A 23,657-nucleotide genomic window follows, 5' to 3' on the forward strand; every position below is an offset into this window, starting at 1 on the left:
ACACCGACGAGTCGTGTCAGCTGGACAGACCCCCAGAGCCTCACCCGACCGGGTATGACACCTCCACCATGGCTCGAGGAAGCCGGGGGATAAGCATCGTGAGCAGGCTTCCCAGCGGCACGAACAGGAAGATGTTGGAGCCGAACTCGATGCGGTCGCAGGTGAGGATCGGGACCAGCTCGGTGAGACGGGTGAGGAGGACCCCGGCGCCCTTGTCGACATACTCGGACCAGAAGGCGATCCGCACGAGCGCGATCGCGTATCCGAGGAACCAGGGCAGCGCGCGGCGCAGTCGACCCGGCGTCACCGGGCCGAGAGTGCCGCTCCCCGATGGCGCGCCCTCGGTGAGCGCGCCGTCGGAGACGCGGTCTCACAGGGCGAGGTGCTCCCGCACGACCTCGGCGAGCTGGTGGGCGTAGTCGTGGGCCGACGCCTCGTCCGCCGCCTCGACCATCACGCGCACGAGCTGCTCGGTGCCGGAGGCGCGCAGCAGCACGCGCCCGGTGTCCCCGAGCTGGGCCTCGACGGCGCGCACGGCGATCTGCACCTGGTGGTCGTCCACCCGGGTGCGGTCGACGTTCTTCACGTTGACGAGCTTCTGCGGGTACACCGTCATCACCGAGGCGAGCTCGGCGAGGGACTTCTTCTGGCGTGCCATCTCGGCCACGAGGTGCAGGCCGGTGAGCACGCCGTCGCCGGTGGTGGCGTAGTCGCTCATGATCACGTGGCCGGACTGCTCCCCGCCCAGCGAGTAGCCACCCGCGTTCATGTCCTCGAGCACGTACCGGTCGCCGACCGCGGTCTGCCGCACGGTGATGCCGTGCTCGCGCATCGCGACGTGCAGGCCGAGGTTGCTCATCACCGTGGCGACGAGCGTGTCGTCGGCGAGGCGCCCGCGGGCCTTCATCGCGATCGCGAGGATCGCCATGATCTGGTCGCCGTCGACGACCCTGCCGTCCGCGTCGACCGCGAGGCAGCGGTCCGCGTCGCCGTCGTGCGCGATGCCGACGTCGGCGCCCACGCGCACGACCTCCGCCGCGAGCTTGTCGAGGTGGGTGGAGCCCACGCCGTCGTTGATGTTGATCCCGTCCGGATCCGCACCGATGACGGTGACCTTCGCGCCCGCGTTGCGGAACGCCTCGGGGGATGCGCCGCTGGCGGCGCCGTGCGCGCAGTCGAGCACGACGTGGATCCCGTCGAGACGGTGCGGCAGCGAGGCGAGCAGGTGGATGACGTAGCGGTCCTCGGCGTCGGAGAACCGGCTCACCCGGCCGACGTCCGCGCCGGTCGGGCGCAGCTTCTCGCCGTCCATCGCCTCTTCGATGCGCTCCTCGACGACGTCGGGGAGCTTCACGCCTCCGCGGGCGAAGATCTTGATGCCGTTGTCGGGCGCGGGGTTGTGCGACGCCGAGATCATCACGCCGAAGTCGGCGTCGATGTCGGCGATGAGGAACGCCGCGGCCGGGGTCGGCAGGGTGCCGGCGTCGAGCACGTCCACGCCGGAGGAGGCGAGGCCCGCCTCGACGGCGGCGCTGAGGAAGTGCCCGGAGATCCGCGGGTCGCGGGCGACCACGGCGGTGAGCCGCTTGCCTGCGGCCTTGCGGGCCTCGGCAATACGGCCCTGGCCCAGGACGACAGCAGTCGCCTGGGCCAGGGTGAGCGCGATATCGGCGGTGAGGGGGCCGTTGGCCAGCCCCCTCACCCCGTCCGTACCGAACAGAGCCATAGAGGGACTGTAGGGTTTAGCGCTTCGAGTACTGCGGAGCCTTGCGGGCCTTCTTGAGACCAGCCTTCTTGCGCTCCTTCACACGGGCGTCGCGCGAGAGGAAGCCGGCCTTCTTCAGGGTCGGCCGGTTGTTCTCGGCGTCGATCTCGTTCAGCGCACGGGCGATGCCGAGACGCAGCGCGCCGGCCTGGCCCGAGGGGCCGCCGCCGGAGATGCGCGCGATCACGTCGTACGCGCCGGCGAGGTTCAGCACCGTGAACGGGTCGTTGATCAGCTGCTGGTGCAGCTTGTTCGGGAAGTAGTCCTCGATCGAGCGGCCGTTCACCGTGATGGTGCCGGCGCCGGGGACGAGGCGCACGCGGGCGATGGCCTGCTTGCGACGGCCCACGGCAGCGCCGGGGACGCTGAGCACGGGGCGGGGTGCAGCGGTCTCGGCCTCGGCCTCAGGGGTCGAGGTGGAGAAGTTCTGCGGGAAGTCGGTGGTGTCCTGGATGTCAGCCACGAGTATGTCCTTATTCGTAAACGGCGCTTACTGGGCGACCTGGTCGAGGGTGTACGTCTTCGGCTGCTGAGCGGCGTGCGGGTGCTCGGAGCCGGTGTAGACCTTGAGCTTCGCCAGCTGCTGACGGCCCAGGCTGTTCTTCGGGAGCATGCCGCGGATCGCCTTCTCGACGGCGCGGACCGGGTTCTTCTCGAGCAGCTCGGAGTAGGCGACGGCCTTGAGCCCGCCCGGGTGGCCCGAGTGGCGGTAGGCGATCTTCTTCTGGAGCTTCTGACCGGTGAGCGCGACCTTGTCGGCGTTCACGATGATGACGAAGTCACCCGAGTCGATGTGGTTGGCGAAGGTGGCCTTGTGCTTGCCGCGCAGGAGCGCTGCGGCGTGCGAGGCGAGGCGACCGAGAACGACGTCGGTGGCGTCGATGACGACCCAGTCACGCTGGACCTGCCCGGCCTTCGGGGTGTAAGTGCGCGTCACGATAGTGCTGCTTTCTTGATTCGAACGGAGAGGTTCGTGAATCCCACTCCGGGGTGGTTCTCCTCCCGAGGGGAGAGGAACACGCCAGTGGAGGGCTCACGTTCGCGTGTGCGACCAGCAGTGATCGCACACCAATCCGATAGCTTACGGCATGGGCGGCCCCGGCCCAAATTCCACGGCCTGGCACCGGCTGCGCGCTCAGCCGACGATGGTGAGCCCGCCGTCCGCCTCGCGATAGCGCTCGCCGCTGACGGGGCACACCCACTCCTCGCCGTCCTGCGCGAGCGGGCGCCCTGCCCGGCCGACCCAGCCGATCCGCCGTGCGGGGACGCCGACCATGAGCCCGTGCGCGGGCACGTCCTTGGTGACGACGGCGCCTGCGGCGACGAGCGCCCAGGCGCCGATCGTCACGGGCGCGACGCACACCGCGCGCGCGCCGATCGACGCGCCGTCGCCGATGACCACCCCGACCGCGTGCCAGTCCTCACCGGACTTCAGCGAGCCGTCGAGATTCACCGCGCGCGGGAACTCGTCGTTGGTGAGCACCGCGGCGGGCCCGATGAAGACACCGTCGCCGAGCCGCGCCGGCTCATAGACCAGTGCGTGGTTCTGCAGCTTGCAGTTGTCGCCGATCACGACGCCGGGGCCGATGTACGCCCCGCGGCCGACGTTGCAGTCGGCGCCGATCCGGGCCAGCTCCCTGACCTGCGCGAGGTGCCAGATCCGCGTGCCGGGGCCGATGCTCGCACGCGCGTCGACGTCGGCGGTGGTGGCGATGAGGGCGGAGTCGTCGATGGTCATGACCGGTCTCCCTGCAGACGTGCGAGGACGAGGATCCCGACGCCGGTCACGGTCGCCCCAGCCCGCGATAGCGCCATCCCGCGGCCCGCCACCGGGCGGCGTCGAGGCAGTTGCGTCCGTCGACGATGATGCGTCCGCCGGTGAGCGCGGCGACGTCCTCGGGTGACATCTGCCGGCGGTACTCGTCCCACTCGGTCACGACGACCACGACGTCGGCGTCGCGCAGCGCCTCGTCGCGGTCGGTCGTGTAGGCGAGCTGCGGGTGCAAGGCGCGGGCGTTCGGGACCGCCTGCGGATCCGTCACGATCACGCGGGCCCCGAGGCCGTGCAGGCGCACGGCGACGTCCAGCGCGGGGGAGTCGCGCACGTCGTCGCTGTGGGGCTTGAACGCGGCCCCGAGCACCGCCACCCGGCGGCCGACGACGGATCCGCCGGTCTCCTCGAGCACCAGCTGGACCGCGCGCTCCCGGCGGCGCAGGTTGATCGCGTCGACCTCGCGCAGGAACGCGACCGAGTCGCGCAGCCCGAGCTCCTCGGCGCGGGCGGCGAACGCCCGGATGTCCTTCGGCAGGCAGCCCCCGCCGAACCCGATCCCCGCCCCCAGGAAGCGGCGCCCGATGCGGGTGTCGTGCCCGAGCGCGTCCGCCAGCTGGGTCACGTCGGCGCCTGTCGCCTCGGCGATCTCCGCCATCGCGTTGATGAAGGAGATCTTCGTGGCGAGGAACGCGTTCGCGGACACCTTGACGAGCTCGGCCGTCGCATAGTCCGTGACGATGTAGGGGGTGCCCGCGGCCAGTGCCGTGTGGTAGACGCCGCGCAGCACGTCGGCGGCGCCCTCGCCGGCGGCGCCCGGCGGAACCCCGACCACGATCCGGTCCGGCGCGACGGTGTCCTGCACCGCCCAGCCCTCGCGGAGGAACTCCGGGTTCCACACCAGGGTGGATCCGGTCTCGCGCACGGCCCCGGCGAGATCGGCGGCGGTGCCCACCGGAACCGTGGACTTGCCGGCGACGACGACGCCGTCGCGCAAGTGCGGACGCAGCGACGCGAACGCCGCCTGCACGAACCGCAGGTCGGCGCCGTGGGCCCCCGGAAGCTGCGGAGTGCCCACCGTCACGAAGTGCACGTCGCAGCGGGCCGCGTCGGCGATGTCCGTCGAGAAGCGCAGGGCTCCGGAGCCGACCGTGTCCACGAGCAGCTCGGGCAGCCCCGGCTCGAAGATCGGTGCGCGCCCCTGCGCCAGCGCCTCGATCTTGCGGACGTCGACGTCGATGCCGATCACCTCGTGCCCGATCGACGCCATGGCGGCGGCGTGCACGGCCCCCAGATAGCCGCATCCGATGACAGAGATCCTCATGCGCCCCCTCCCCGACGACCTGCCGGATCCCGCTCTCGCGCCCGCGGCGATGCGGATTTCGAAAGGGCCGCAGGTTCTCCGGAAGATGAGTCTGTCGCAAACCGCCCGCTGGCGCTAGACTGCACCGCGAGGGCCTGATATCCCGGTTCATCTGTTCATCGGATCGGGTGCGTCCTCACTGGGAGATCATCGTTCGCTGTGGGGGCGGACGACTCTCGGGACTGGGAACTGGGGAGATGGACACAACTGGGGACGCGCGTATCCGTACGCGCCGGCGCGGCTCGCGCGCCTTCGCACTCATCGCAACGCTGGCGGTGGTCGCCAGCGCGCTCATCGGCATGGACGCACCGGCCGCGACGGCGGCGGGCAGTTCCTGCGGAGCCACGATCAATCCGATCGTGTGCGAGAACTCGAAGCCCGGCACCGATCCCAGCGTGTGGGACATCAGCGGCGCCGGCGACCCGAGCATCCAGGGCTTCGCCACCGACATCAGCGTGAACGCGGGCAGCCGGATCGACTTCAAGGTCGACACGAACGCGAAGGCGTACACCGTCGACATCTACCGCACCGGGTGGTACCAGGGGCTCGGCGCACGGTACATCCAATCGGTCCCGGTCACGGCCTCGCTGCCGCAGAACCAGCCGCAGTGCATCTCCGACGTGACCACCGAGCTGTACGACTGCGGGACCTGGGGCGTCTCCGCGTCCTGGAACGTGCCGTCCACGGCCGTCTCCGGCGTCTACATCGCCCTGCTGACCCGGACGGACACCGGCGGGCAGAGCCACATCATCTTCATCGTCCGCAACGACGGCAACCACTCCGACATCGTGTTCCAGACCTCGGATCCCACCTGGCAGGCCTACAACACGTACGGCGGATCCGACTTCTACCAGGGTGCCGCGAACGGACGCGCCTACAAGATCAGCTACAACCGTCCGATCGCGACGCGCGGCTGGCAGGGCGGACGCGACTTCTACTTCTCCAGCGAGTTCGCCACGGTGCGGTTCCTGGAGCGCAACGGCTACGACGTGAGCTACCTGGCGGGGGTCGACTCCGACCGCCGCGGCTCCGAGCTGCTGAACCACAAGGTGTTCCTCTCCGTCGGGCACGACGAGTACTGGTCGGGCGGGCAGCGCGCCAACGTGCAGGCGGCCCGTGACGCCGGCGTGAACCTGCAGTTCCTCTCGGGCAACGAGATGTACTGGCACACCCGCTACGAGGCGTCGGTGGACGGATCCAACACGGCCTACCGCACCCTCGTGTCGTACAAGGAGACCTGGTCGAACGCGAAGATCGACCCGTCTCCCACCTGGACGGGCACCTGGCGGGATCCACGATTCGCGACCGCCGCGAACGGCGGCACACTGCCGGAGAACGGCCTCACCGGCACCATGTACATGAGCAACAACACGGATCTGGCGATCACCGTGACCCAGGCCCAGGGCAAGACGCGGCTCTGGCGGAACACGAGCCTCACCTCGCTCGCGGCGGGCGCCTCGCAGGCCCTGGCGGCGCACACCGTGGGGTACGAGTCGGACGAGGACGTCGACAACGGGTTCCGGCCGGCCGGCCTCGTGGATCTCTCCACGACGATCGGGTCCACGCCGCAGTACCTCACCGACTACGGCAACACCGTGGTGGCGGGCACCACGACCCACCATCTGACCCTGTACCGTGCGGCCAGCGGCGCGCTCGTCTTCAGCGCCGGCAGCATCCAGTGGGGATGGGGGCTCGACCAGACCCACGACGGCGCCGGGGCACCCGCGGACGTGCGCATGCAGCAGGCGGAGGTCAACCTGCTCGCCGACATGGGCGCACAGCCGTCGACGCTGATGAGCGGGCTCGTCGCCGCGACCGCCAGCACCGACACGACCCCGCCGACCACCTCCATCACGAGCCCGACCGCGGGGACGACGATCTCCGGCGGCACCAAGGTCACCGTGACCGGAACGGCCTCCGACGTGGGTGGCGTCGTGGCCGGCGTCGAGGTGTCGACCGACGGCGGGACCACCTGGCACCCCGCCACGGGCACGACGTCGTGGACCTACAGCTACTACCAGCAGGGCGCGGGGGCCGCGAAGATCATCGCCCGCGCGATCGACGACAGCGGCAACTTCTCCGCGGCGGGCACGGCGGTGTCGATCACGGTCAAGGCGCCGTACAGCGCCTTCGGCAACGCGGTGCCGAGCACGCCCAGCGCCAACGACACCGGTGCCGTGGAGCTCGGCCTGCAGTTCACCCCGACCAGCGACGGCGTCGTCAACGGCGTGCGGTTCTACAAGGGCTCGGCCAACACCGGGACCCACGTCGGCTCGCTCTGGAACGCGTCGGGGCAGAAGCTCGCGTCGGTCACGTTCACGGGTGAGACGGCGACCGGCTGGCAGAGCGCGTCGTTCGCCTCCCCGGTGTCGGTGATCGCCGGGCAGAAGTACACCGTGTCGTACACGGCGCCGAAGGGCGGCTACTCCGCCGACGCGCTGTACTGGCCGTACCATGCGACCGCGAGCACGCCCGTGTCCGTCGCCTCGGGCGTGGGCGCGGCGGCCCCCGGAGTCTTCGGCTCCGTCGGCGCCATGCCGACCTCGACCTGGTACGAGACGAACTACTACGTCGACGTGATGTTCGACACGGTCGACAGCTCGCCGCTGCGGATCCTCTCCGCGTCGCCGCTGCAGGGATCCTCCAGCAACCCGCCCACGGCTCCGGTCACGATCACCTTCTCCCGTTCGGTGCTCGCTTCGAGCCTGTCGGTCACGCTGAAGGACGGTACGGGCGCGAGCGTCGCGGGCACCACGACCTACGACGCGACGTCGAACAAGGCGACGTTCACGCCGTCCGCGGCGCTCGCTGCATCGACCACGTACACCGTGACGGTGGCCGCCACCGACGCGAACGGCGTCGGCCTCGCCCCGGGCACCGGCAGCTGGACGTTCGCGACCGCCGCAGCCACGCTGCCGGACGGCACGTGCCCCTGCTCGCTGTTCACGGATCTGAGCACGCCCGGTCAGGCGACGGCGGCCGACACCGCCTCCGTCACGCTCGGCGTGAAGTTCTCCAGCTCGGCGGCGGGCACGATCACGGCGCTGCGCTTCTACAAGGGCGCCGGCAACACCGGCACGCACACCGGCACGCTGTGGAGCGCCACCGGCACGGCGCTGGCCACGGTGACGTTCTCCGGGGAGTCCACACAGGGCTGGCAGACCGGCACGCTGTCGACTCCGGTCGCGATCACCGCGGGGACCACCTACGTCGTGTCGTACACGGCACCGTCGGGCGGATACTCGGTCACGGCCGGCCGCTTCTCGGCCGCGTACACCCGCGGGCCGCTCACGGTGCCTGCGAACGGTGCGGTGTTCACGTACTCGGGCGGGTTCCCGAACCAGACCTCGACCACCGACTACTCGGTCGACGTCGTCTTCGCCCGACAGGCGGTCGGCCCGAACCTGATCGGCACCACTCCGCAGGACGGCGCCGTCAACGTCGCGACCTCGTCGACGATCAGCGCCGCGTTCGACGCCGCCGTGGCGTCCGTCACGGTCGCGGTGAGCAGCAACGGCGCGGCGATCGCCGGCACCACGGCGATCTCGAGCGACGGCAAGACGGTGACCTTCACGCCGACGTCCGCCCTGCCCTCCGACGCCCCGATCGTGGTCGCCGTCTCGAACGTGACCGGCGGCAACGGCGCCGCCGGTCAGGGGGGCACCTGGTCGTTCCAGACGGTCGGGACCTCCGGCGCGACGACGGTGACGATGTTCGGCGCACTGCCGACCGGCACCACCACCGCGACCAATGACAGCGCATCCGTGATCCTCGGCATGTCGTTCACGACGTCGCAGCCCGGGCAGATCCGCGCGCTGCGGTTCTACAAGGCCGGCACGAACGTCGGCACGCACACCGGATGGCTGTGGGGGGCCGGATCGACGCCCCTGGCCTCGGTGACGTTCACCGCGGAGACCGGCAGCGGCTGGCAGCGCGCGGTGCTGAGCAACCCCGTGTCCGTCGGGCCCGGGACGACCTACACGGTGTCGTACCTCGCTCCGCAGGGGAACTACACGTATCAGCCCGGAGGCTTCTCGTCGCCGGTCACGAGCGGCCCGCTGACCGCCGTGTCGCCCGGGAACGGCACCTACCTGTACGGCACCTCGGGGCGTCCCACCACGGTGTCCGGGAACTCGTCGAACTACTTCGTCGACGTGGAGTTCGTCGCCACGACCAGCGGTGTGGCCGAGACCCTGTTCGGGCAGGCGCTCCCGACAGTGCCGTCCACGTCGGACAGCTCTGCGATCGAAGTGGGCACGGCGTTCACCGTCTCCGCACCCGGGCAGGTCACCGCGATCCGCTACTACCGCGGAGCCGCGAACAACGGGGTGCACGTCGGATCGCTGTGGACCGCGAGCGGAAGCCTCCTCGCGCAGGTGACGTTCGCCGACGAGACCGCGGACGGCTGGGAACGCGCCGCGCTCTCGACGCCGGTCTCCGTGTCGCCGGGCACCACCTACGTGGTGTCGTACTACGCGCCGACCGGGCACTACGCCTCGCAGTCGGGCTATTTCAACACGGCGCAGACGAACGGGCACATCACCGGCATCGCCACGCAGAACGGCCTGTACCGCTACGGCACGGGCGGAGGCTTCCCGACGAACTCGTACAACGCGACCGCGTACTTCGTCGACGCCGAGATCGTGTTCGGCGGGACGCAGGCCGCGTCGCCGTCGCCGAGCCCGTCGCCGTCGCCTTCTCCGAGTCCGTCGCCGAGCCCGTCGCCCAGCCCGAGCCCGAGCCCGTCTCCGTCGCCCAGCCCGAGCCCCTCACCGAGCCCGAGCCCCTCACCGAGCCCGAGCCCGTCGCCGAGCCCCGCCACGTACACGGTGACCGCGCAGACGCCGCAGCCCTCGGCCACGGCGGTCGCACCGACCACGACGGTCACGGCGACCTTCGGCACGGATCCCGGTGCGGCGACGCTGGCGCTGAGCGGGCCGTCGGGCGCGGTCACCGGATCGTCCGTGTACGACGTGACGAAGAAGACCGTCACCTTCACCCCGGCGGCGCCCCTGGCCTGGACGACGACGTACCAGGCCGCGGTCACCGTGTCCGGGGCGCAGGTGACGGGGGGGACCTGGTCGTTCACGACCGCCGCTGCGCCGCCCGTGCTGACGATCTTCGGCAACGGGCTGCCGGCGAACCCGTGGTGGAACGACACCTCGACGGTGCAGGTCGCGACGCGCTTCACGGTCGACGTCGCGGGCAAGGTCACCGGCATCCGGTTCTACAAGGGCAGCGCCAACACCGGCGTGCACACCGGATATCTGTGGAGCGGCACGGGGCAGCAGCTCGCGCAGATCGCGTTCACGGGGGAGACCGCGAGCGGCTGGCAGACGGCCGCCCTCTCGACCCCGGTCACGCTGCAGGCCGGCACGGAGTACCGCGTCGGCCTGTACAGCACCACTGGGCGCTATGCCGTCGATCTCGGCACGCTGGCCATCGCCACGACGTACGGGCACTTCTCCGTGCCCGCGCTCGGCAGCGCATGGATCGGCTCTACGAACTTCCCCACGAATCTGTCCACGAACAACTACTGGGTGGATGTGACCTTCACACCTGCTTCGTAGGCGTCGTGCCGTCGGGGAGGGCGGCACGGCAGACAAGGACTGAAGTGACTGAACGGCTCAGCGTCGCCGTGGTCGGTGCCGGCTACTGGGGACCGAACCTCGCACGCAACTACGCTGCGAGCCCGGAATGGGATCTCGCCGTCATCTGCGACCTCGACGAGGCGCGCGCCCGTCAGGTCGCCGACCGCGTCGGCGGTGTGCCCGTGTCGACGAGCCTCGAGGAGGTGCTCGCGGATCCGTCCATCGACGCCGTGGCGGTCGCCACGCCCGCCCGCACCCACCATCCGATCGTGATGGCCGCGCTCGCCGCCGGCAAGCACGTCACGGTGGAGAAGCCCTTCGCCGACGAGCGGGCCCGCGGCATCGAGATGGTGGAGACCGCGCGCGAGAACGGCCTCGTGCTCATGGCCGACCACACCTACTGCTACACGCCGGCCGTGCTGAAGATCCGCGAGCTCATCGCCGCGGGCGAGCTCGGCGACATCCTCTTCGTCGACAGCGTGCGCATCAACCTCGGCCTCATCCAGCCCGACGTGGACGTGTTCTGGGATCTCGCCCCGCACGACCTGTCGATCATCGACTTCATCCTGCCGAACGGCTTGGACGCGGCGACGGTGACCGCGCAGGGGGCGGACCCGCTCGCGACGGGCAAGAGCTGCATCGGCTATCTCACGCTGCCGCTCGCCGACGGGGCGATCGCGCACATCCACGTGAACTGGCTCAGCCCGACCAAGATCCGCCAGATGGTGATCGGCGGCACCCGGCGCACCCTGGTGTGGGACGACCTGAACCCGCAGCAGCGGGTCAGCGTGTACGACCGCGGCGTGGACCTGCTCGAGCAGTCCAAGGCGACCACGAGCGACGCCAGGGCCGCGAACATCTCTTACCGGCTCGGCGACACCTGGGCCCCGGCCCTCCCCGAGCGGGAGGCGCTGTCGGGCATGACCGCCGAGTTCGCCGCCGCGATCCGCGAGCACCGTCCGGCGCGCACGGACGGCGCTTCCGGGCTGCGGGTGCTGTCGATCCTCGAAGCCGCCAGCTGCAGTCTCGCCACCGGCGGCGCCCCCCATCCCGTGCAGACCTCGACCGAAATGGAGCTGGCATGAACCGTATCGAAGGCGCGAACATCCTCGTGACCGGCGGCGCCGGCACGATCGGATCCACGCTCGTCGACCAGCTGCTCGACGCCGGAGCCGCGCACGTCGACGTTCTCGACAACCTGGTGCGCGGACGGGTCGCGAATCTCGACGACGCGATCGCCACAGGACGCGCGACCCTCATCGACGGCGACATCCGCGACCGCCGCCTCGTCGACGATGTCACCGCGGGCAAGGACCTCGTGTTCCACCAGGCCGCGATCCGGATCACGCAGTGCGCGGAGGAGCCTCGGCTGGCTCTCGAGGTGCTCGTGGACGGCACGTTCAACGTCGTGGAGGCCGCCGTCGCGCACGGGGTGCAGAAGCTCATCGCCGCTTCGAGCGCCTCGGTCTACGGCATGGCGGAGGAGTTCCCCACCACCGAGAGGCATCACCACGAGAACAACGACACCCTGTACGGCGCGGCGAAGACCTTCAACGAGGGACTGATCCGCAGCTACCGCGCGATGAGGGGCATCGACTACGTGCTGCTGCGCTACTTCAACGTCTACGGCCCGCGGATGGACGTGCACGGGCTCTACACCGAGGTGCTGGTGCGGTGGATGGAGCGGATCGCCGACGGCAAGCCGCCGCTCATCTTCGGGGACGGGCTGCAGACCATGGACTTCATCTGCGTTCCCGACATCGCCCGCGCCAATGTGCTCGCCGCGCAGAGCGACGTCGTCGAGGGCACGTACAACATCGCGAGCGGCACGGAGACGAGCCTGCGCGAGCTCGCCGAGGCACTGCTGCGGGTGATGGGATCCGATCTCGATGTCGAGTTCGGCCCCGCGCGCACGGTGAACAACGTGGCCCGGCGCCTCGCCGACGTCTCCGCCGCGGAGCGCGACCTCGGCTGGCGGTCGTCGATCGACCTCGAGGAGGGGCTGTCCCGGCTGGTCGAGTGGTGGCGCCCGCTGCGCGAGGAGATCTCCGCCGGACGGACGAAGGTGCGGGCATGAGCGCACGCATCAACGTGATGGTCCCCTGGCTCGGCCAGGAGGAGGCCGACGCCGTCGCCGAGGTCATCGCGAGCGGCTGGGTCGCCCAGGGGCCGCGGGTGGCGCGGTTCGAGCAGGAGTTCGCCGCGGCGATGCAGGCCGCGTACGCCGTCGCCACGACCAGCTGTACGACCGCCCTGCACCTCGCGCTCGTCGTCGCGGGCATCGGGCCCGGCGACGACGTGGTGGTGCCGTCCTTCTCGTTCATCGCGACGACCAACGCCGTGCGGTACGTCGGCGCGAACCCCGTGTTCGCCGACGTGGATCCGCTCACGGGGAATCTCACCGGCGCGACCGTGCGCGCCGCGGTCACCCCGGCGACCCGCGCGGTCATCGGGGTCGACCAGGGCGGAGTGCCGCTCGACCTCGACGACGTGCGCGCGGTGGCGGATCCGCTCGGGATCGTCGTGATCGAGGATGCCGCGTGCGGTGCCGGGTCGACGTACAAGGGCCGCCCGGTCGGGGCGGGCGCCGAGATCGCCGCCTGGTCGTTCCACCCCCGCAAGCTCCTCACCACGGGCGAGGGCGGCATGATCACCACCGTGCGGGAGGACTGGGCGCGGCGCGCCCGCCACCTGCGGGAGCACGCCATGAGCGTCTCGGCCGCCGACCGGCACCGCTCCACGCTGCCGCCCGCCGAGGAGTACGCAGAGGTCGGGTTCAACTTCCGGATGACCGATCTGCAGGCCGCCGTCGGCCTCGTGCAGCTCGGCCGTCTGCCCGAGATCGTCGCCCGGCGGCGCGCGCTCGCCGACCGCTACCGGGCGAGCATCGCGGAGATCGGCGGGCTGCGAGCCGTGCAGGACCCCGCCTACGGCGCCGGCAACGTGCAGTCGTTCTGGGTGGAGGTCGGCGACGGCTATCCAACCGACCGGGAGGGGCTGCTGGAGGCGCTCGCCGCCGCCGACGTCTCGGCGCGCCGCGGCATCATGGCGGCGCATCGCCAGCCGCCGTACCGCGACAAAGCGCCCTCCGGCGGGCTGCCCGTGACGGAACGGCTGAACGACAGCACCCTCATCCTGCCGCTGTACCACGCCCTCTCCGACGTCGATCAGGATCGCGTGATCGCGGTGCTGAGAGACCCGATCGGTGCGCCGCCATGAGCGAGCGGCTGCTCCTGATCGGCGCAAGCGGGCTCGCGCGCGAGGTCATCGCGGCGGGCGTCGTCGGCGTGGTCGGCATCCTCGACGACGACAGCGCACGGCAGGGGACCGAGGTCGCCGGCGTGCCGGTGCTCGGCCCCGTGCGGCTCGCAGTCGAGGGAAGCGACCGGCTCCTCGTCTGCGTCGGACCCGGATCCGGACGGCGGAGCATCGTCGCGCGCCTCGCGGAGGCCGGCGTGCGAGAGGAGCGCTACGGGATCTTCGCGGCGCGGTCGGCGCGGATCGGACACAGCAGCGTCGTCGGCGCGGGCAGCATCCTGCTCGACTCCGTGGTGGTGACGGCGGACGCATCGGTGGGACGGCACGTGGTGATCATGCCGAACAGCACGGTCACCCACGACGACGTGCTCGAGGACTTCGTCACCCTCGCCGCGGGCGTCTCTCTCGGCGGGGGCGTGCGTGTCGGGGAGGGCGCGTATCTCGGGATGAACGCGTCGGTGCGACAGGGGATCACCGTCGGGACCGACGCGGTGATCGGCATGGGGGCGGCCGTGATCGCCGACGTGCCGGACGGACGGACGTGGGCAGGGGTGCCCGCACGGGATCTGGGGGAGAAGAGATGAACGTGCCGTTCCTGGATCTGGCCGCGCAGCAGGCCGAGATCGTCGACGAGGTGCTTCCGGTGTGGCGCAGCCAGCTCGGCAGCGCCGGATTCATCGGCGGCGCGGAGGTCGACGCCTTCGAGCGCGAGTACGCGGAGTACATCGGCGTCGGTCACGTCATCGGGGTGTCCAACGGCACCGACGCGCTCGAGCTCGCATACCGGGCGGTGGGCGTGCGTGCCGGCGATGAGGTGATCATGCCGGCCAACACCTTCATCGCGACGGCCGAGGCGGCCTCGCGGATCGGCGCGGTGCCCGTGTTCGTCGACGTGGACGACGCGAACCTGCTGATGGACCCGGACGCGGTCGAGGCGGCGATCACCGCGCGCACGCGCGCGATCGTGCCGGTGCACCTGTTCGGTCAGACCGCACCCGTGCCACGCCTCGCAGCGATCGCCGAGCGGCACGGCCTCGTGCTCATCGAGGATGCGGCCCAGGCGCAGGGCGCCTCGAGCGAGGCGGGGCGGGCCGGCGCGCTCGGGCGGATCTCCGCGACGAGCTTCTACCCGGGCAAGAATCTCGGCGCCGCCGGGGACGCGGGGGCGGTGATGACCGACGACGCCGAGACCGCCGCTCTCATCCGCAACCTCGCCGCGCACGGCAGCTCCGTCAAATACGTGCACGACAACATCGGCATGAACGCGCGCCTGGACGCGGTGCAGGCGGCGGTGCTGCGCGCCAAGCTGCGCCGGCTCGACGACTGGAACGCGGCACGCCGGGCCGCCGCGGTCCGCTACGCCGCACTTCTCGACGGCGTCGCCGGCGTCCGGCTGCCCGCCCCGGTTCCGGGCAACCTCGACGTCTGGCACCTGTACGTGGTGCGCGTCGAGGAGCGGGACCGGGTGATGGCGGGGATGACCGCCGCCGGGATCGGCGTCGGGATCCACTACCCGACCGTGGTGCCGCTCACCGAGGCCTACGCGGGTCTCGGGCATCGCGCGGGCGAGTTCCCGGTCGCGGAGGCCGCCGCCGCGCGGATCCTGTCGCTGCCGATGTTCCCGCATCTCACCGCGATCCAGCAGCAGGCCGTGGCGGACGCGCTGCGGGACGCCGTCGGCCGGTCCCTTCCCGAGACCGTCGGTGCGCCGGCGCAGGGCTCGATGGTCTGAGGGGGCCGATCATGCGCGTCCTCGTCATCCTGAACAGCCTGGAGCTCGGCGGCACCCAGATCAACGCCGTGGACTTCGCCTGGCGGCTGCGCGAGCGGGGGATCGAATCCATCCTCATCGGCCCCCGGGCGACGGCGGACGACGCGCTCTCGCTCCTCGACTACGCGCGCACCCGCGCAGTGGCGATCGAGTCGTTCGCCCCTGCGGACGGGATGTCCGCGCAGGCGCGCCAGCTGCGACGGATCGCCGATGAGCACGACGTCGACCTCGTGCACGTGTGCGGGATGTGGGGGTCGGCGCGGCCCACCTACTGGGGTCCGGCGATCTTCGGGCGCCGGCCCTGGGCCCAGACCGTGTACGAGATGAGCGTCACCTCGGTGGTGCACCGGCACATGCCGCTGATCGTCGGCACCGAGTACCTCGCCGAGGAGCTCGACGGCCGGCCCGGTCGGACCGTGTTGATCTCCCCGCCCGTCGACCTGGAGGCAGACATGCCCGACGCCGCCGCGGGCCAGCGCTTCCGCGCCGCGAACGGACTGGGCGACGGCCCGCTGCTCGGGATCGTGAGCCGACTGGACAGCCGGATGAAGGCGACCGCCATCGCGACGGCCATCGACGCGGTGCGCCCCCTCGCGGCCGTCGGAGCGGGCCTGTACGTGGTCGGCGGCGGCGACGCCGAGGCCGCGCTGGGGGCGCGCGCCGACGCGGTCAACCACGACCTGGGGTACGAGGCGGTCCGCCTGCTGGGCCCCCGCGCGGATCCCCGTCCCGCCTATGCGGCCGCCGACATCATGCTGGGCATGGGCGGCTCGGCGGCACGGTCGCTGGCGTTCGCGCGCCCGCTGATCGTGCACGGCGAGGCCGGGTGGTCCTGCCTGTTCGAGGAGCGCAGCGCCGCGATGCTCGCCCGATCGAGCTTCTGGAGCGCCGACCGCCCCGAGCGCCCGGTCGAGGATCTGGTGCGGATCGCGGAGCCGCTGCTCGCGGACCCGGCTCGGCGCGCCGCGCTCGGAGCGTTCGGCCGGCGGTTCGCGCAGGAGCGGTTCGGGCTGGACGCGATGTCGGACCGGCTGGCCGCGTTCTACCGGGACGCCGTCGGCGCGTATCACGCCCGGGACTGGCTGTGCGATCTCCCGCGTGAGGGCCGGCGGGTGGAGGGGATGCTCCGGCGGCGCCTGGGTCTGGTCCCCGGCGTCGCGGCGGGGAGCCGGACATGACGAAGCCGTCGATCGGGAAGCGGGCGGAGGCCGCCGTGGGGGAGGCGACCGGCGACGTCAGCGGGCGCGCCGCGTCCGGCGTGTTGTGGCTGACGGTGCAGAAGTGGGCCGTGCGGCTGCTCGGCTTCGTGACGATCGCGGTGCTCACCCGTCTGCTCAGCCCCGCAGACTTCGGCACCGTCGCCGCGGCATCCACGGTGCTGCCGTTCTTCTTCCTGCTCGCCGATCTCGGATTCGCCGCCTACATCGTGCAGGTCGACAAGAGCGACCAGCGGATGCTGAGCACCGCGTTCTGGTTCTCGCTGGGTGCGGGCGGTGTGCTGTGCGCGACCCTGTTCGGGCTGGCGCCGGTGCTCGCCGTCGTCTTCCACGACGACGGCGTGAGACCGGTGCTGCAGGCGCTCTCGCTGTGGGTCGTGCTGACCGCCGCCGGATCCGTGCCGATGGCGCTGCTGCGCCGGGGCATGCGCTTCGGCGTGCTGGCCGGGCAGGGCGCGGCCGCCGCCGGGGTGGCGCAGGTCGTGGCGATGATCATGGCGTTCAGCGGGTTCGGGGTGTGGGCGCTCGTCGCGCAGAGTCTGGTCGCCCCCGCGATCACCACGGTCCTGGCGTGGATCACGTCGCGGTGGCGGCCCACGTTCGCGTTCTCCCGGGCCGAGTTCCGCGTCATGGGCGCATTCGGCGGGCAGGTGCTCGGCGTGGAGTTCGTCGCCATGCTGAGGGCGTGGGGGGAGGCCGCCGTCATCTCCGCGGTGCTCGGCATCGGCGCGTTCGGCTACATGACCATCGCGCAGCGGCTCGTGCAGGTGGTGCAGGACCTCACCGGCAGCGCCATCGTGCCGGTCACCCAGGTGGCGTTCGCGAAGATCCGCGATGACGAGGAGCGGCTGCTCGCGGCGTATCTGCGGGCCTTGCGGCTGACCTATTTCGCGCTCTCCCTCCCGCTCACGATGCTCGCCGTGGCGGCGCCGCTCGTCGTGCCGATCGTGTTCGGACGCGGCTGGGACCAGAGCTATCCGGTGGCGCAGATCCTCGCCCTCGCCGGGATCCTGTCGGTCGGCGCCTGGCTCGACAACGGGTTGTTCTACGGCGTGGGCAGGCCGGGGACCTGGTTCGTGTACGCGCTCGTCATCGACGGGATCACGTTCGGCACGACGGCGGCGCTCTCGCGCCTGGGCCTCGTGGTCATCGCCTGGGGCTTCCTCGGGGTGTGCGTCGTGGCGACGGTGACCCGGTGGTTCCTCACGGCCCGGGTGCTGGGCGCGCGGGCGAGGGTCGTCGCGGGCCCGTTCGTCTTCGTCGCGGTGGCCGTGGTCGGCTCGGCGGCGGCCGGCTGGGGGGTGCGGGCGGCGACCGTCGCGCTGCCGTCGTGGGCCGCGCTGCTGCTGATCGGGTGCGCGGTGCTGGCCGTGCACCTGCTCGCCACGCGGCTGCTGGCGCCGCGGGTGCTGCCGGACGCGCTCGCGCTGCTGGGACGTTCGAGGATCGGGGCGCGCATCCGCGGGCTGAGCCGGATGCGGACAGCGCGCGGCGGATCGTGGAAGAACAGGATCCGGTCGGCGGCGTCGCCGGCCGGAGAAGGGGAGCACACATGAACAGGAACGGCGCACGCCGGCGCGTGCTGATCATCGTCCAGAACCTGCCCGTGCCGCTGGACCGGAGGGTGTGGCTGGAGTGCCAGGCCCTCCGGGCGCAGGGCTACGAGGTCTCCGTGATCTGCCCCAAGGGCCCGGGCGATCCGGCCCACGAGGACATCGACGGCGTGCACATCTACAAGTACGCGCCGGCGCCGGAGGCGAGGGGCCTGTTCGGCTTCGCCCTCGAGTTCGCCTATTCGTGGGTGCGCACCGCGCTGCTCTCGCTGCGGGTGCGCCGCCGGCACGGGTTCGACGTGATCCAGGCCTGCAACCCGCCCGACACCTACTGGCTGCTCGCGGCGCTGTGGCGCGTCGCCGGAGTGCGCTTCGTGTTCGACCAGCACGACCTCAACCCGGAGCTCTACCTGTCCCGGTTCGGGAGACCGACCGGGATCGCGGGCCGGATGCAGCTGGGCGGGCTGGTGCTGCTCGAGCGGAACACCTATCGGGTCGCGGACCGGGTGATCTCCACCAACGGCTCGTACAAGCGCGTCGCCGAGCGTCGAGGGGGGCTGCCGCCGGCCCGGGTCACGGTGGTGCGGAGCGGACCGGACACGACCGTGATGCGACCGGTCTATCCCGCGCCGGAGATCAGGGCGGGAGCGGAGCACCTGCTCGCGTACCTGGGGATCATGGGACCGCAGGACGGCGTGGAGAACATCCTCGCCGTCATGGACGAGCTCGTGCATCGCCGCGGCCGCACCGGGATCAGGGCCGTGCTGATGGGTTTCGGGGACTGCCTCGAGGACCTCAGGCGGGAGTGCACCGCGCGACGTCTCGACGACAACGTCGTCTTCACCGGCAGGGTCGGGCCTGCGCAGATCGCCCAGTATCTGAGTGCCGCCGATCTGGGCCTGGGCCCCGACCTGGACACGCCGCTCAACAACGTCTCCACGATGAACAAGACCATGGAGTACATGGCCTACGGCGTGCCGCCGGTCTCGTTCGAGCTCGTGGAGACGCGGGTCTCGGCCGGGGACACCGGCGTCTTCGTCCCGTCCGGAGACATCACCGCGTTCGCGGACGAGATCGAGGCGCTGCTCGCCGATCCCGATCGCCGTGTCGAGCTCGGCATCGCCGCCCGTCGGCGCGTCGTCGCCGAACTCGACTGGAAGCCGCAGGCCGAGGCCTACGTGGGAGTGTTCGACGACCTGCTCGGCAATCGCCCCGACGCCGCGCGGCGGGCGGCCTGGCCCTACGCGACCCGCCCGGAGCAGCCGGCCGACGCCCGAGCGCCGGAGCGGGTCGATCTCGACGACGAGGGGGAGCTGCGCCGGTTCCTGCGCGACCGCTCCCGGCCGGCGGTCCGGGTGCCATGAACGTCGACCACGTGCTGCTCACCCGCTTCAACCTCCCCACGGGCGGGGTCGAGGCGCGGATCAGGGCGAGCGAGCACTGGCTGGCGAACCGGTGGTGCCTGTTCGAGCGGTACTGCGCGCCGTCGGTCGCGGCCCAGGTCGGCGCCGACTTCGACTGGGTCGTGTACTTCGACCCGGACAGCCCCGCGTGGTTGAAGGACGCGATCCGGCCGTACGTGCAGCGGGGCCTGTTCACGGCGATCTTCCGGGAGGAGGTGCCGCGGCAGACGCTGATCGCCGATCTGCGCGACGTCGTGCGGCACGGGAACGGCATGCTGCTGACCACGAACGTCGACAACGACGACGGTCTCGCCGTCGACTTCCTGAGCCGGATCAGGGCGGCCGTGGACTTCGAGGAGCGCCGCGCCCTGTATGTCGTCAACGGGCTGGTCAGAGACGCGGACGGCGTGTATCTGCGGCATGATCCCGAGAACGCGTTCTGCTCGGTCGCGGAGCCGTGGGCGGAACCGCGCACCTGCTGGGACGACTGGCACATCATGCTCGGACGCTCGATGCCGGTCGTCGCGCTCGACGGCGAACCCGGGTGGCTGCAGGTCGTGCACGGCGAGAACGTGAGCAACCGGGTGCGCGGACGCCTGGTCTCCGCGGAGCCCTGGGCGCACCTGTTTCCGGGGATGCTGCAGGACATCGACCCGCCGGGCGCCGCGCGCATCGCGGGCGACCGACTGTTGGTCGCGCCTGCGCGCTGGACGCGGGACACGGCACGGTCGACCCTGCGCAGGATGGCGATCGCCGCTCTCGGCAAGGACGGCATGCAGGCGCTGAAAGCACGGTTGCGGCGATGATCGAGGATCATGGCCCCGCCGTCAGACCTGAGGCTATGCTGGCGACGGGAGGAGGGGGAGGGCGCGTGACGGTTCGCGAAGCTCTGTCCGCGATGGGGAGGCGCTGGTACGTCCTCCTCGCCATCGTGCTGGTCTTCGCCGGTCTGTCCTACCTCTTCTACAAGGACGGCGGCTCCTACGCCACGCAGACCACCGTCACCTTCACGCTCCCGTCCCGCTCGACGCTGCTGCCCGAGAGCGGATCCACCGACATCAGCATCATCGCCTTCGCCGGGGCGGTCGCCACCTCGATCAACCAGGGCAAACCGGTCGAGACGTTCTCCGACGCGAACGCCCCGTACTACGGCGCGGGGGTGCGCCAAGGGGTCATGGTCTCGCTGCGCAACACGGGGAACCAGTGGATCAGCAGCTTCCCGTCCGCCACCATCGACATCCAGATCGTGGGACGCACCCGGCAGTGGGTCCTGGACCGCCAGCAGGAGGCACTGAAGCAGATCATCGACGTGACCGCGGCGCAGCAGGCCGCCACCATCACTCCGGTGTCCGACCGCATCACCGCGACCGTCGAGCCGCTGAGCACGGACATCCAGCACGTCACACCGGGCCGGAGCGAGCTCACGCTCGCGGGGGCGGCCATGGTGCTCGCCGGGTTCATCACCGGCTGTTCGGCGGCGGTCATCGTCGACCGATCGATCCGGTCGAGGCGCAGGAGGAGGGCCCTGAAAGGGGTCGACGCGCCGACTCCGGGAGCGCGGACAGGAGGCCGCTTCGCATGAACATCGCAGACACCATGGGGGGGTTCGTCCGGCGCTGGTACATCGCGGTGCCGGGGATCATTCTCGCGCTCGTCGCGGGGTTCGGCACGTTCATCGCCGTGCAGCCCGGCCACCAGCGCACGTCGACGCAGCTGCTGCTGCCCGGGTCCGGGACCATCCCGGTCGGGACCACGAACCCGTACCTCTTCCTGGGCGGGCTCACCCAGGCCGCCGACATCGTCGTCCGCGTCATGCGCTCCGACGAGGTGCTGGGTCCCATCGTGAAGGACTACCCGGGCACCGATGTCCTCGTCGAGCGGGATCCGACCGTCTCCGGACCCGTGATCCAGATCACGGTCACCGGCAAGACCGATGCCGCGACCGAGGACGTGCTGGCGGCTCTCATCGACGAGACCAAGGTCGAGCTCGACCGGCTGCAGACGCAGCAGAAGGTGAAGACCGACGACCGCATCTCGGTGTCGACGCTCACCCTCGACACGCAGAGCACGCTGCAGCAGAAGACGCGGATCCTGATCAGCGCAGGAGTCGCGCTCGGACTGGTCGTGCTCACACTGATCGTCGCGAGCCTGATCGACGGGCTGGCGCGCCGACCGCACAAGGCCGGGCGCCGGGGCGGTCGCGGCCGGGTGAAGGGCGACGCACGGAGGAGGAGGGCGGCCCCCGGCGAGTCCTCGCAGGACGAACTCCTCGACCCGATCGACGACGATTCCGCGGACGACGGCCCGGCCGCAGGCGAGATCGCGCCCACGGATCCCGCGCCCGAAGAGGGGGCGGAGCCCGTGCCGGACACCGCCGGTCGTCCGGGGTTCGCCGAGCGGCCTCGCGTCCCCGTCGACGACACGGCCGACGAGTCCGATCGGTCCGACCGGTCCGACAAGGACGCCGCGCCCGCCGGTGAGACCGTCGGAGCCGGGCGCGGCCGTACGCACCACCGCGCCGCGAGGCGCACATGAGCCTGCTCGCCGGGTCCCGGGTCCGCCCGGTCTCGGCCGAGACGCGCAACTTCACCGTGCGTCATGGAGGGGTGAGCGCGGCCACGATGCTCACCGTGTACCTCGTGTTGCTCGTCGCGATCCCCTCGAACGTCACGATCTCGGCGCTCGGAAGCCTGGGACGGCCGTCGATGCTCTGGGGCCTCGTACTTCTCTTCTGGTGGCTGCTGAGCCGGCTGCAGGCTCGGGACCTCGATGCCCGCCCGGTGCGTCAGCCCCTCCGCTGGGTCTTCATGGCGTTCCTCGTCGTCGTGCTGGTGAGCTTCGCCGCGGCGATGCTCCGCGGCCAGCCCGCGGACCAGGTCAGCCCGGCGACGACGGCGCTGCTCCGGCTCGCCTCATGGAGCGGGGTGCTGCTGGTCGCCATGGACGGGATCCGCACCTACTCGGATGCCGCCGCGCTCGTGCGGCGCCTGGCGATCGCGGGGGCCGCGCTCGCCGCGTTCGGGCTCGCGCAGTTCTTCTCGGGCCAGACGCTGCTCGACTGGACGACCTCCATCCCCGGGCTGGCGTTCGAGGCGACCGAGGCGGCGACCCGCGGGTCGTTCACCCGCGCCTCCGGCACCGCGATCCATCCGCTCGAGTACGGCACGGCCGTCGTGTCCGCGCTGCCGCTGGCCATCACCGCCGCGGTCAACAAGGGGTTCCGCACCACTCCGTCGCGCAACGCCGGCTGGTGGTGGCTCGCGGTCGGGTTCATCCTGCTGGCCTCGCTCGTCGCGGTCTCGCGCTCGGCCATCATCGGCCTCGCCGTCGCCGTCATCACCCTCCTCCCGGCGATCCCCACGGCCTACCGCTGGGTGATCGGGGTGGGGGGAGCCGTCCTCGCGGGGGCGGTGTTCGCGCTCATCCCCGGGATGTTCGGCACGATCGTGAAGCTCTTCGTCGGCGCCTCCGACGATCCCAGCACCCAATCCCGCACGGCGGCCCTCGCGCGGGTCCCGGAGTTCCTCTCGTCCTCGCCCCTGATCGGCCAGGGGTTCGGCACCTTCCTGCCGAGGTACTACATCTTCGACGACGCCTGGGTGCTGCTCACCGTCGAGCTCGGCGTCCTCGGCGCGCTGTGCCTCGGCGGCATGGTGAGCGCGGCCATCGGCAGCGCGGTCTGGGCCAGCGGGCACTCCCCCTTCCAGGACACCAAGTCGATGAGCCGGGCCTTCGCATCCTGCCTCATCACGATCGCGGTGCTGTTCGCGTTCTTCGACGGGCTGTCCTTCCCGATGTCCGCCGGCCTGCTGTTCCTGATGATCGGACTGACGGCCTCGATGCGCTCGATCGCGGCCGCGGACGAGGTGCTCACCGCGTCGATGCGCTACACCGCGCGCCCCGAGCTGCCCGACGTCGCCACCGAGCTCCCCCCGGCACGGCGCGCCTCGGCGGGCGAGGCCTGA

The 23,657-nt window shown here is 71.3% G+C and carries 19 protein-coding genes; 13 read left to right on the forward strand and 6 right to left on the reverse strand.

Annotation, left to right across the window (positions count from 1 at the left end):
- Window positions 1-40 precede the first annotated feature (40 nt).
- The 6 genes from RBR11_RS10025 to RBR11_RS10050 all read right to left on the reverse strand — a co-directional run bounded on the left by RBR11_RS10025 (window position 41) and on the right by RBR11_RS10050 (window position 4,860).
- Window positions 41-307: a hypothetical protein gene (locus RBR11_RS10025; protein ID WP_308489188.1), complete on the reverse strand. Its 267-nt coding sequence runs from the start codon at window positions 305-307 to the stop codon at window positions 41-43.
- 63 nt (window positions 308-370) lie between these two features.
- Window positions 371-1,726 (reverse strand): phosphoglucosamine mutase, encoded by a 1,356-nt coding sequence (gene glmM, locus RBR11_RS10030; protein WP_308489189.1) that lies wholly within the window; start codon window positions 1,724-1,726, stop codon window positions 371-373.
- A 16-nt stretch (window positions 1,727-1,742) separates the two neighbouring features.
- Window positions 1,743-2,228, reverse strand: a complete 486-nt coding sequence (rpsI, locus tag RBR11_RS10035; RefSeq protein WP_308489190.1) for a 30S ribosomal protein S9 — start codon at window positions 2,226-2,228, stop codon at window positions 1,743-1,745.
- A gap of 27 nt (window positions 2,229-2,255) precedes the next feature.
- Window positions 2,256-2,702, reverse strand: coding sequence for a 50S ribosomal protein L13 (gene rplM, locus RBR11_RS10040; protein WP_045249783.1), 447 nt, complete (start codon window positions 2,700-2,702; stop codon window positions 2,256-2,258).
- A 198-nt stretch (window positions 2,703-2,900) separates the two neighbouring features.
- On the reverse strand, window positions 2,901-3,503 hold the full coding sequence (locus RBR11_RS10045) for an acyltransferase (RefSeq protein WP_308489191.1): 603 nt from the start codon (window positions 3,501-3,503) through the stop codon (window positions 2,901-2,903).
- 46 nt (window positions 3,504-3,549) lie between these two features.
- Entirely contained in the window at window positions 3,550-4,860 is a 1,311-nt protein-coding gene (locus tag RBR11_RS10050) for a UDP-glucose dehydrogenase family protein (RefSeq protein ID WP_308489192.1), read from the reverse strand.
- A 236-nt stretch (window positions 4,861-5,096) separates the two neighbouring features.
- Between RBR11_RS10050 and RBR11_RS10055 the strand changes: the two genes are divergently transcribed.
- The 13 genes from RBR11_RS10055 to RBR11_RS10115 all read left to right on the forward strand — a co-directional run bounded on the left by RBR11_RS10055 (window position 5,097) and on the right by RBR11_RS10115 (window position 23,657).
- Entirely contained in the window at window positions 5,097-10,469 is a 5,373-nt protein-coding gene (locus tag RBR11_RS10055; protein ID WP_308489193.1) for a DUF4082 domain-containing protein, read from the forward strand.
- 44 nt (window positions 10,470-10,513) lie between these two features.
- Window positions 10,514-11,575, forward strand: a complete 1,062-nt coding sequence (locus tag RBR11_RS10060; protein ID WP_308489194.1) for a Gfo/Idh/MocA family protein — start codon at window positions 10,514-10,516, stop codon at window positions 11,573-11,575.
- Window positions 11,572-12,567 (forward strand): NAD-dependent epimerase/dehydratase family protein, encoded by a 996-nt coding sequence (locus RBR11_RS10065; RefSeq protein ID WP_308489195.1) that lies wholly within the window; start codon window positions 11,572-11,574, stop codon window positions 12,565-12,567. Before RBR11_RS10060 ends, RBR11_RS10065 begins: the two co-directional genes overlap by 4 nt.
- A complete protein-coding gene (locus tag RBR11_RS10070; RefSeq protein ID WP_308489196.1) occupies window positions 12,564-13,709 on the forward strand; it encodes a DegT/DnrJ/EryC1/StrS family aminotransferase in 1,146 nt (381 codons plus the stop codon). The genes RBR11_RS10065 and RBR11_RS10070 overlap by 4 nt, the downstream gene beginning before the upstream one ends.
- Window positions 13,706-14,332, forward strand: a complete 627-nt coding sequence (locus tag RBR11_RS10075; RefSeq protein ID WP_308489197.1) for a NeuD/PglB/VioB family sugar acetyltransferase — start codon at window positions 13,706-13,708, stop codon at window positions 14,330-14,332. Before RBR11_RS10070 ends, RBR11_RS10075 begins: the two co-directional genes overlap by 4 nt.
- Window positions 14,329-15,480 carry a DegT/DnrJ/EryC1/StrS family aminotransferase gene (locus tag RBR11_RS10080; protein ID WP_308489198.1) on the forward strand — a complete coding sequence of 384 codons (1,152 nt, stop codon included), beginning with the start codon at window positions 14,329-14,331 and terminating at the stop codon, window positions 15,478-15,480. Before RBR11_RS10075 ends, RBR11_RS10080 begins: the two co-directional genes overlap by 4 nt.
- Before the next feature lie 11 nt (window positions 15,481-15,491).
- Window positions 15,492-16,697, forward strand: coding sequence for a glycosyltransferase family protein (locus RBR11_RS10085; RefSeq protein ID WP_308489199.1), 1,206 nt, complete (start codon window positions 15,492-15,494; stop codon window positions 16,695-16,697).
- Complete coding sequence (locus tag RBR11_RS10090) at window positions 16,694-18,292, forward strand: lipopolysaccharide biosynthesis protein (RefSeq protein WP_308489201.1); 1,599 nt, start codon at window positions 16,694-16,696, stop codon at window positions 18,290-18,292. Before RBR11_RS10085 ends, RBR11_RS10090 begins: the two co-directional genes overlap by 4 nt.
- Entirely contained in the window at window positions 18,289-19,653 is a 1,365-nt protein-coding gene (locus tag RBR11_RS10095) for a glycosyltransferase family 4 protein (protein ID WP_308489202.1), read from the forward strand. Before RBR11_RS10090 ends, RBR11_RS10095 begins: the two co-directional genes overlap by 4 nt.
- Window positions 19,650-20,498 carry a glycosyltransferase gene (locus tag RBR11_RS10100; protein ID WP_308489203.1) on the forward strand — a complete coding sequence of 283 codons (849 nt, stop codon included), beginning with the start codon at window positions 19,650-19,652 and terminating at the stop codon, window positions 20,496-20,498. The genes RBR11_RS10095 and RBR11_RS10100 overlap by 4 nt, the downstream gene beginning before the upstream one ends.
- 65 nt (window positions 20,499-20,563) lie before the next feature.
- Entirely contained in the window at window positions 20,564-21,274 is a 711-nt protein-coding gene (locus RBR11_RS10105) for a hypothetical protein (RefSeq protein ID WP_308489204.1), read from the forward strand.
- Window positions 21,271-22,227: a YveK family protein gene (locus RBR11_RS10110; protein ID WP_308489205.1), complete on the forward strand. Its 957-nt coding sequence runs from the start codon at window positions 21,271-21,273 to the stop codon at window positions 22,225-22,227. Before RBR11_RS10105 ends, RBR11_RS10110 begins: the two co-directional genes overlap by 4 nt.
- Window positions 22,224-23,657: an O-antigen ligase family protein gene (locus RBR11_RS10115; protein WP_308489206.1), complete on the forward strand. Its 1,434-nt coding sequence runs from the start codon at window positions 22,224-22,226 to the stop codon at window positions 23,655-23,657. Before RBR11_RS10110 ends, RBR11_RS10115 begins: the two co-directional genes overlap by 4 nt.

Origin of the sequence: Microbacterium capsulatum (genome assembly GCF_030865425.1) — a bacterium.
GTDB classification, from domain to species: Bacteria; Actinomycetota; Actinomycetes; order Actinomycetales; family Microbacteriaceae; genus Microbacterium; species Microbacterium capsulatum.

Excerpts from the sequence above, each read along its gene's own strand:
- glmM (WP_308489189.1), bottom strand. The coding sequence starts at position 1,726 with ATGGCTCTGTTCGGTACGGACGGGGTGAGGGGGCTGGCCAACGGCCCC.
- RBR11_RS10045 (WP_308489191.1), bottom strand. The coding sequence starts at position 3,503 with ATGACCATCGACGACTCCGCCCTCATCGCCACCACCGCCGACGTCGAC.
- RBR11_RS10050 (WP_308489192.1), bottom strand. The coding sequence starts at position 4,860 with ATGAGGATCTCTGTCATCGGATGCGGCTATCTGGGGGCCGTGCACGCC.
- RBR11_RS10055 (WP_308489193.1), top strand. The coding sequence starts at position 5,097 with ATGGACACAACTGGGGACGCGCGTATCCGTACGCGCCGGCGCGGCTCG.
- RBR11_RS10065 (WP_308489195.1), top strand. The coding sequence starts at position 11,572 with ATGAACCGTATCGAAGGCGCGAACATCCTCGTGACCGGCGGCGCCGGC.
- RBR11_RS10070 (WP_308489196.1), top strand. The coding sequence starts at position 12,564 with ATGAGCGCACGCATCAACGTGATGGTCCCCTGGCTCGGCCAGGAGGAG.
- RBR11_RS10075 (WP_308489197.1), top strand. The coding sequence starts at position 13,706 with ATGAGCGAGCGGCTGCTCCTGATCGGCGCAAGCGGGCTCGCGCGCGAG.
- RBR11_RS10080 (WP_308489198.1), top strand. The coding sequence starts at position 14,329 with ATGAACGTGCCGTTCCTGGATCTGGCCGCGCAGCAGGCCGAGATCGTC.
- RBR11_RS10085 (WP_308489199.1), top strand. The coding sequence starts at position 15,492 with ATGCGCGTCCTCGTCATCCTGAACAGCCTGGAGCTCGGCGGCACCCAG.
- RBR11_RS10090 (WP_308489201.1), top strand. The coding sequence starts at position 16,694 with ATGACGAAGCCGTCGATCGGGAAGCGGGCGGAGGCCGCCGTGGGGGAG.
- RBR11_RS10095 (WP_308489202.1), top strand. The coding sequence starts at position 18,289 with ATGAACAGGAACGGCGCACGCCGGCGCGTGCTGATCATCGTCCAGAAC.
- RBR11_RS10100 (WP_308489203.1), top strand. The coding sequence starts at position 19,650 with ATGAACGTCGACCACGTGCTGCTCACCCGCTTCAACCTCCCCACGGGC.
- RBR11_RS10110 (WP_308489205.1), top strand. The coding sequence starts at position 21,271 with ATGAACATCGCAGACACCATGGGGGGGTTCGTCCGGCGCTGGTACATC.
- RBR11_RS10115 (WP_308489206.1), top strand. The coding sequence starts at position 22,224 with ATGAGCCTGCTCGCCGGGTCCCGGGTCCGCCCGGTCTCGGCCGAGACG.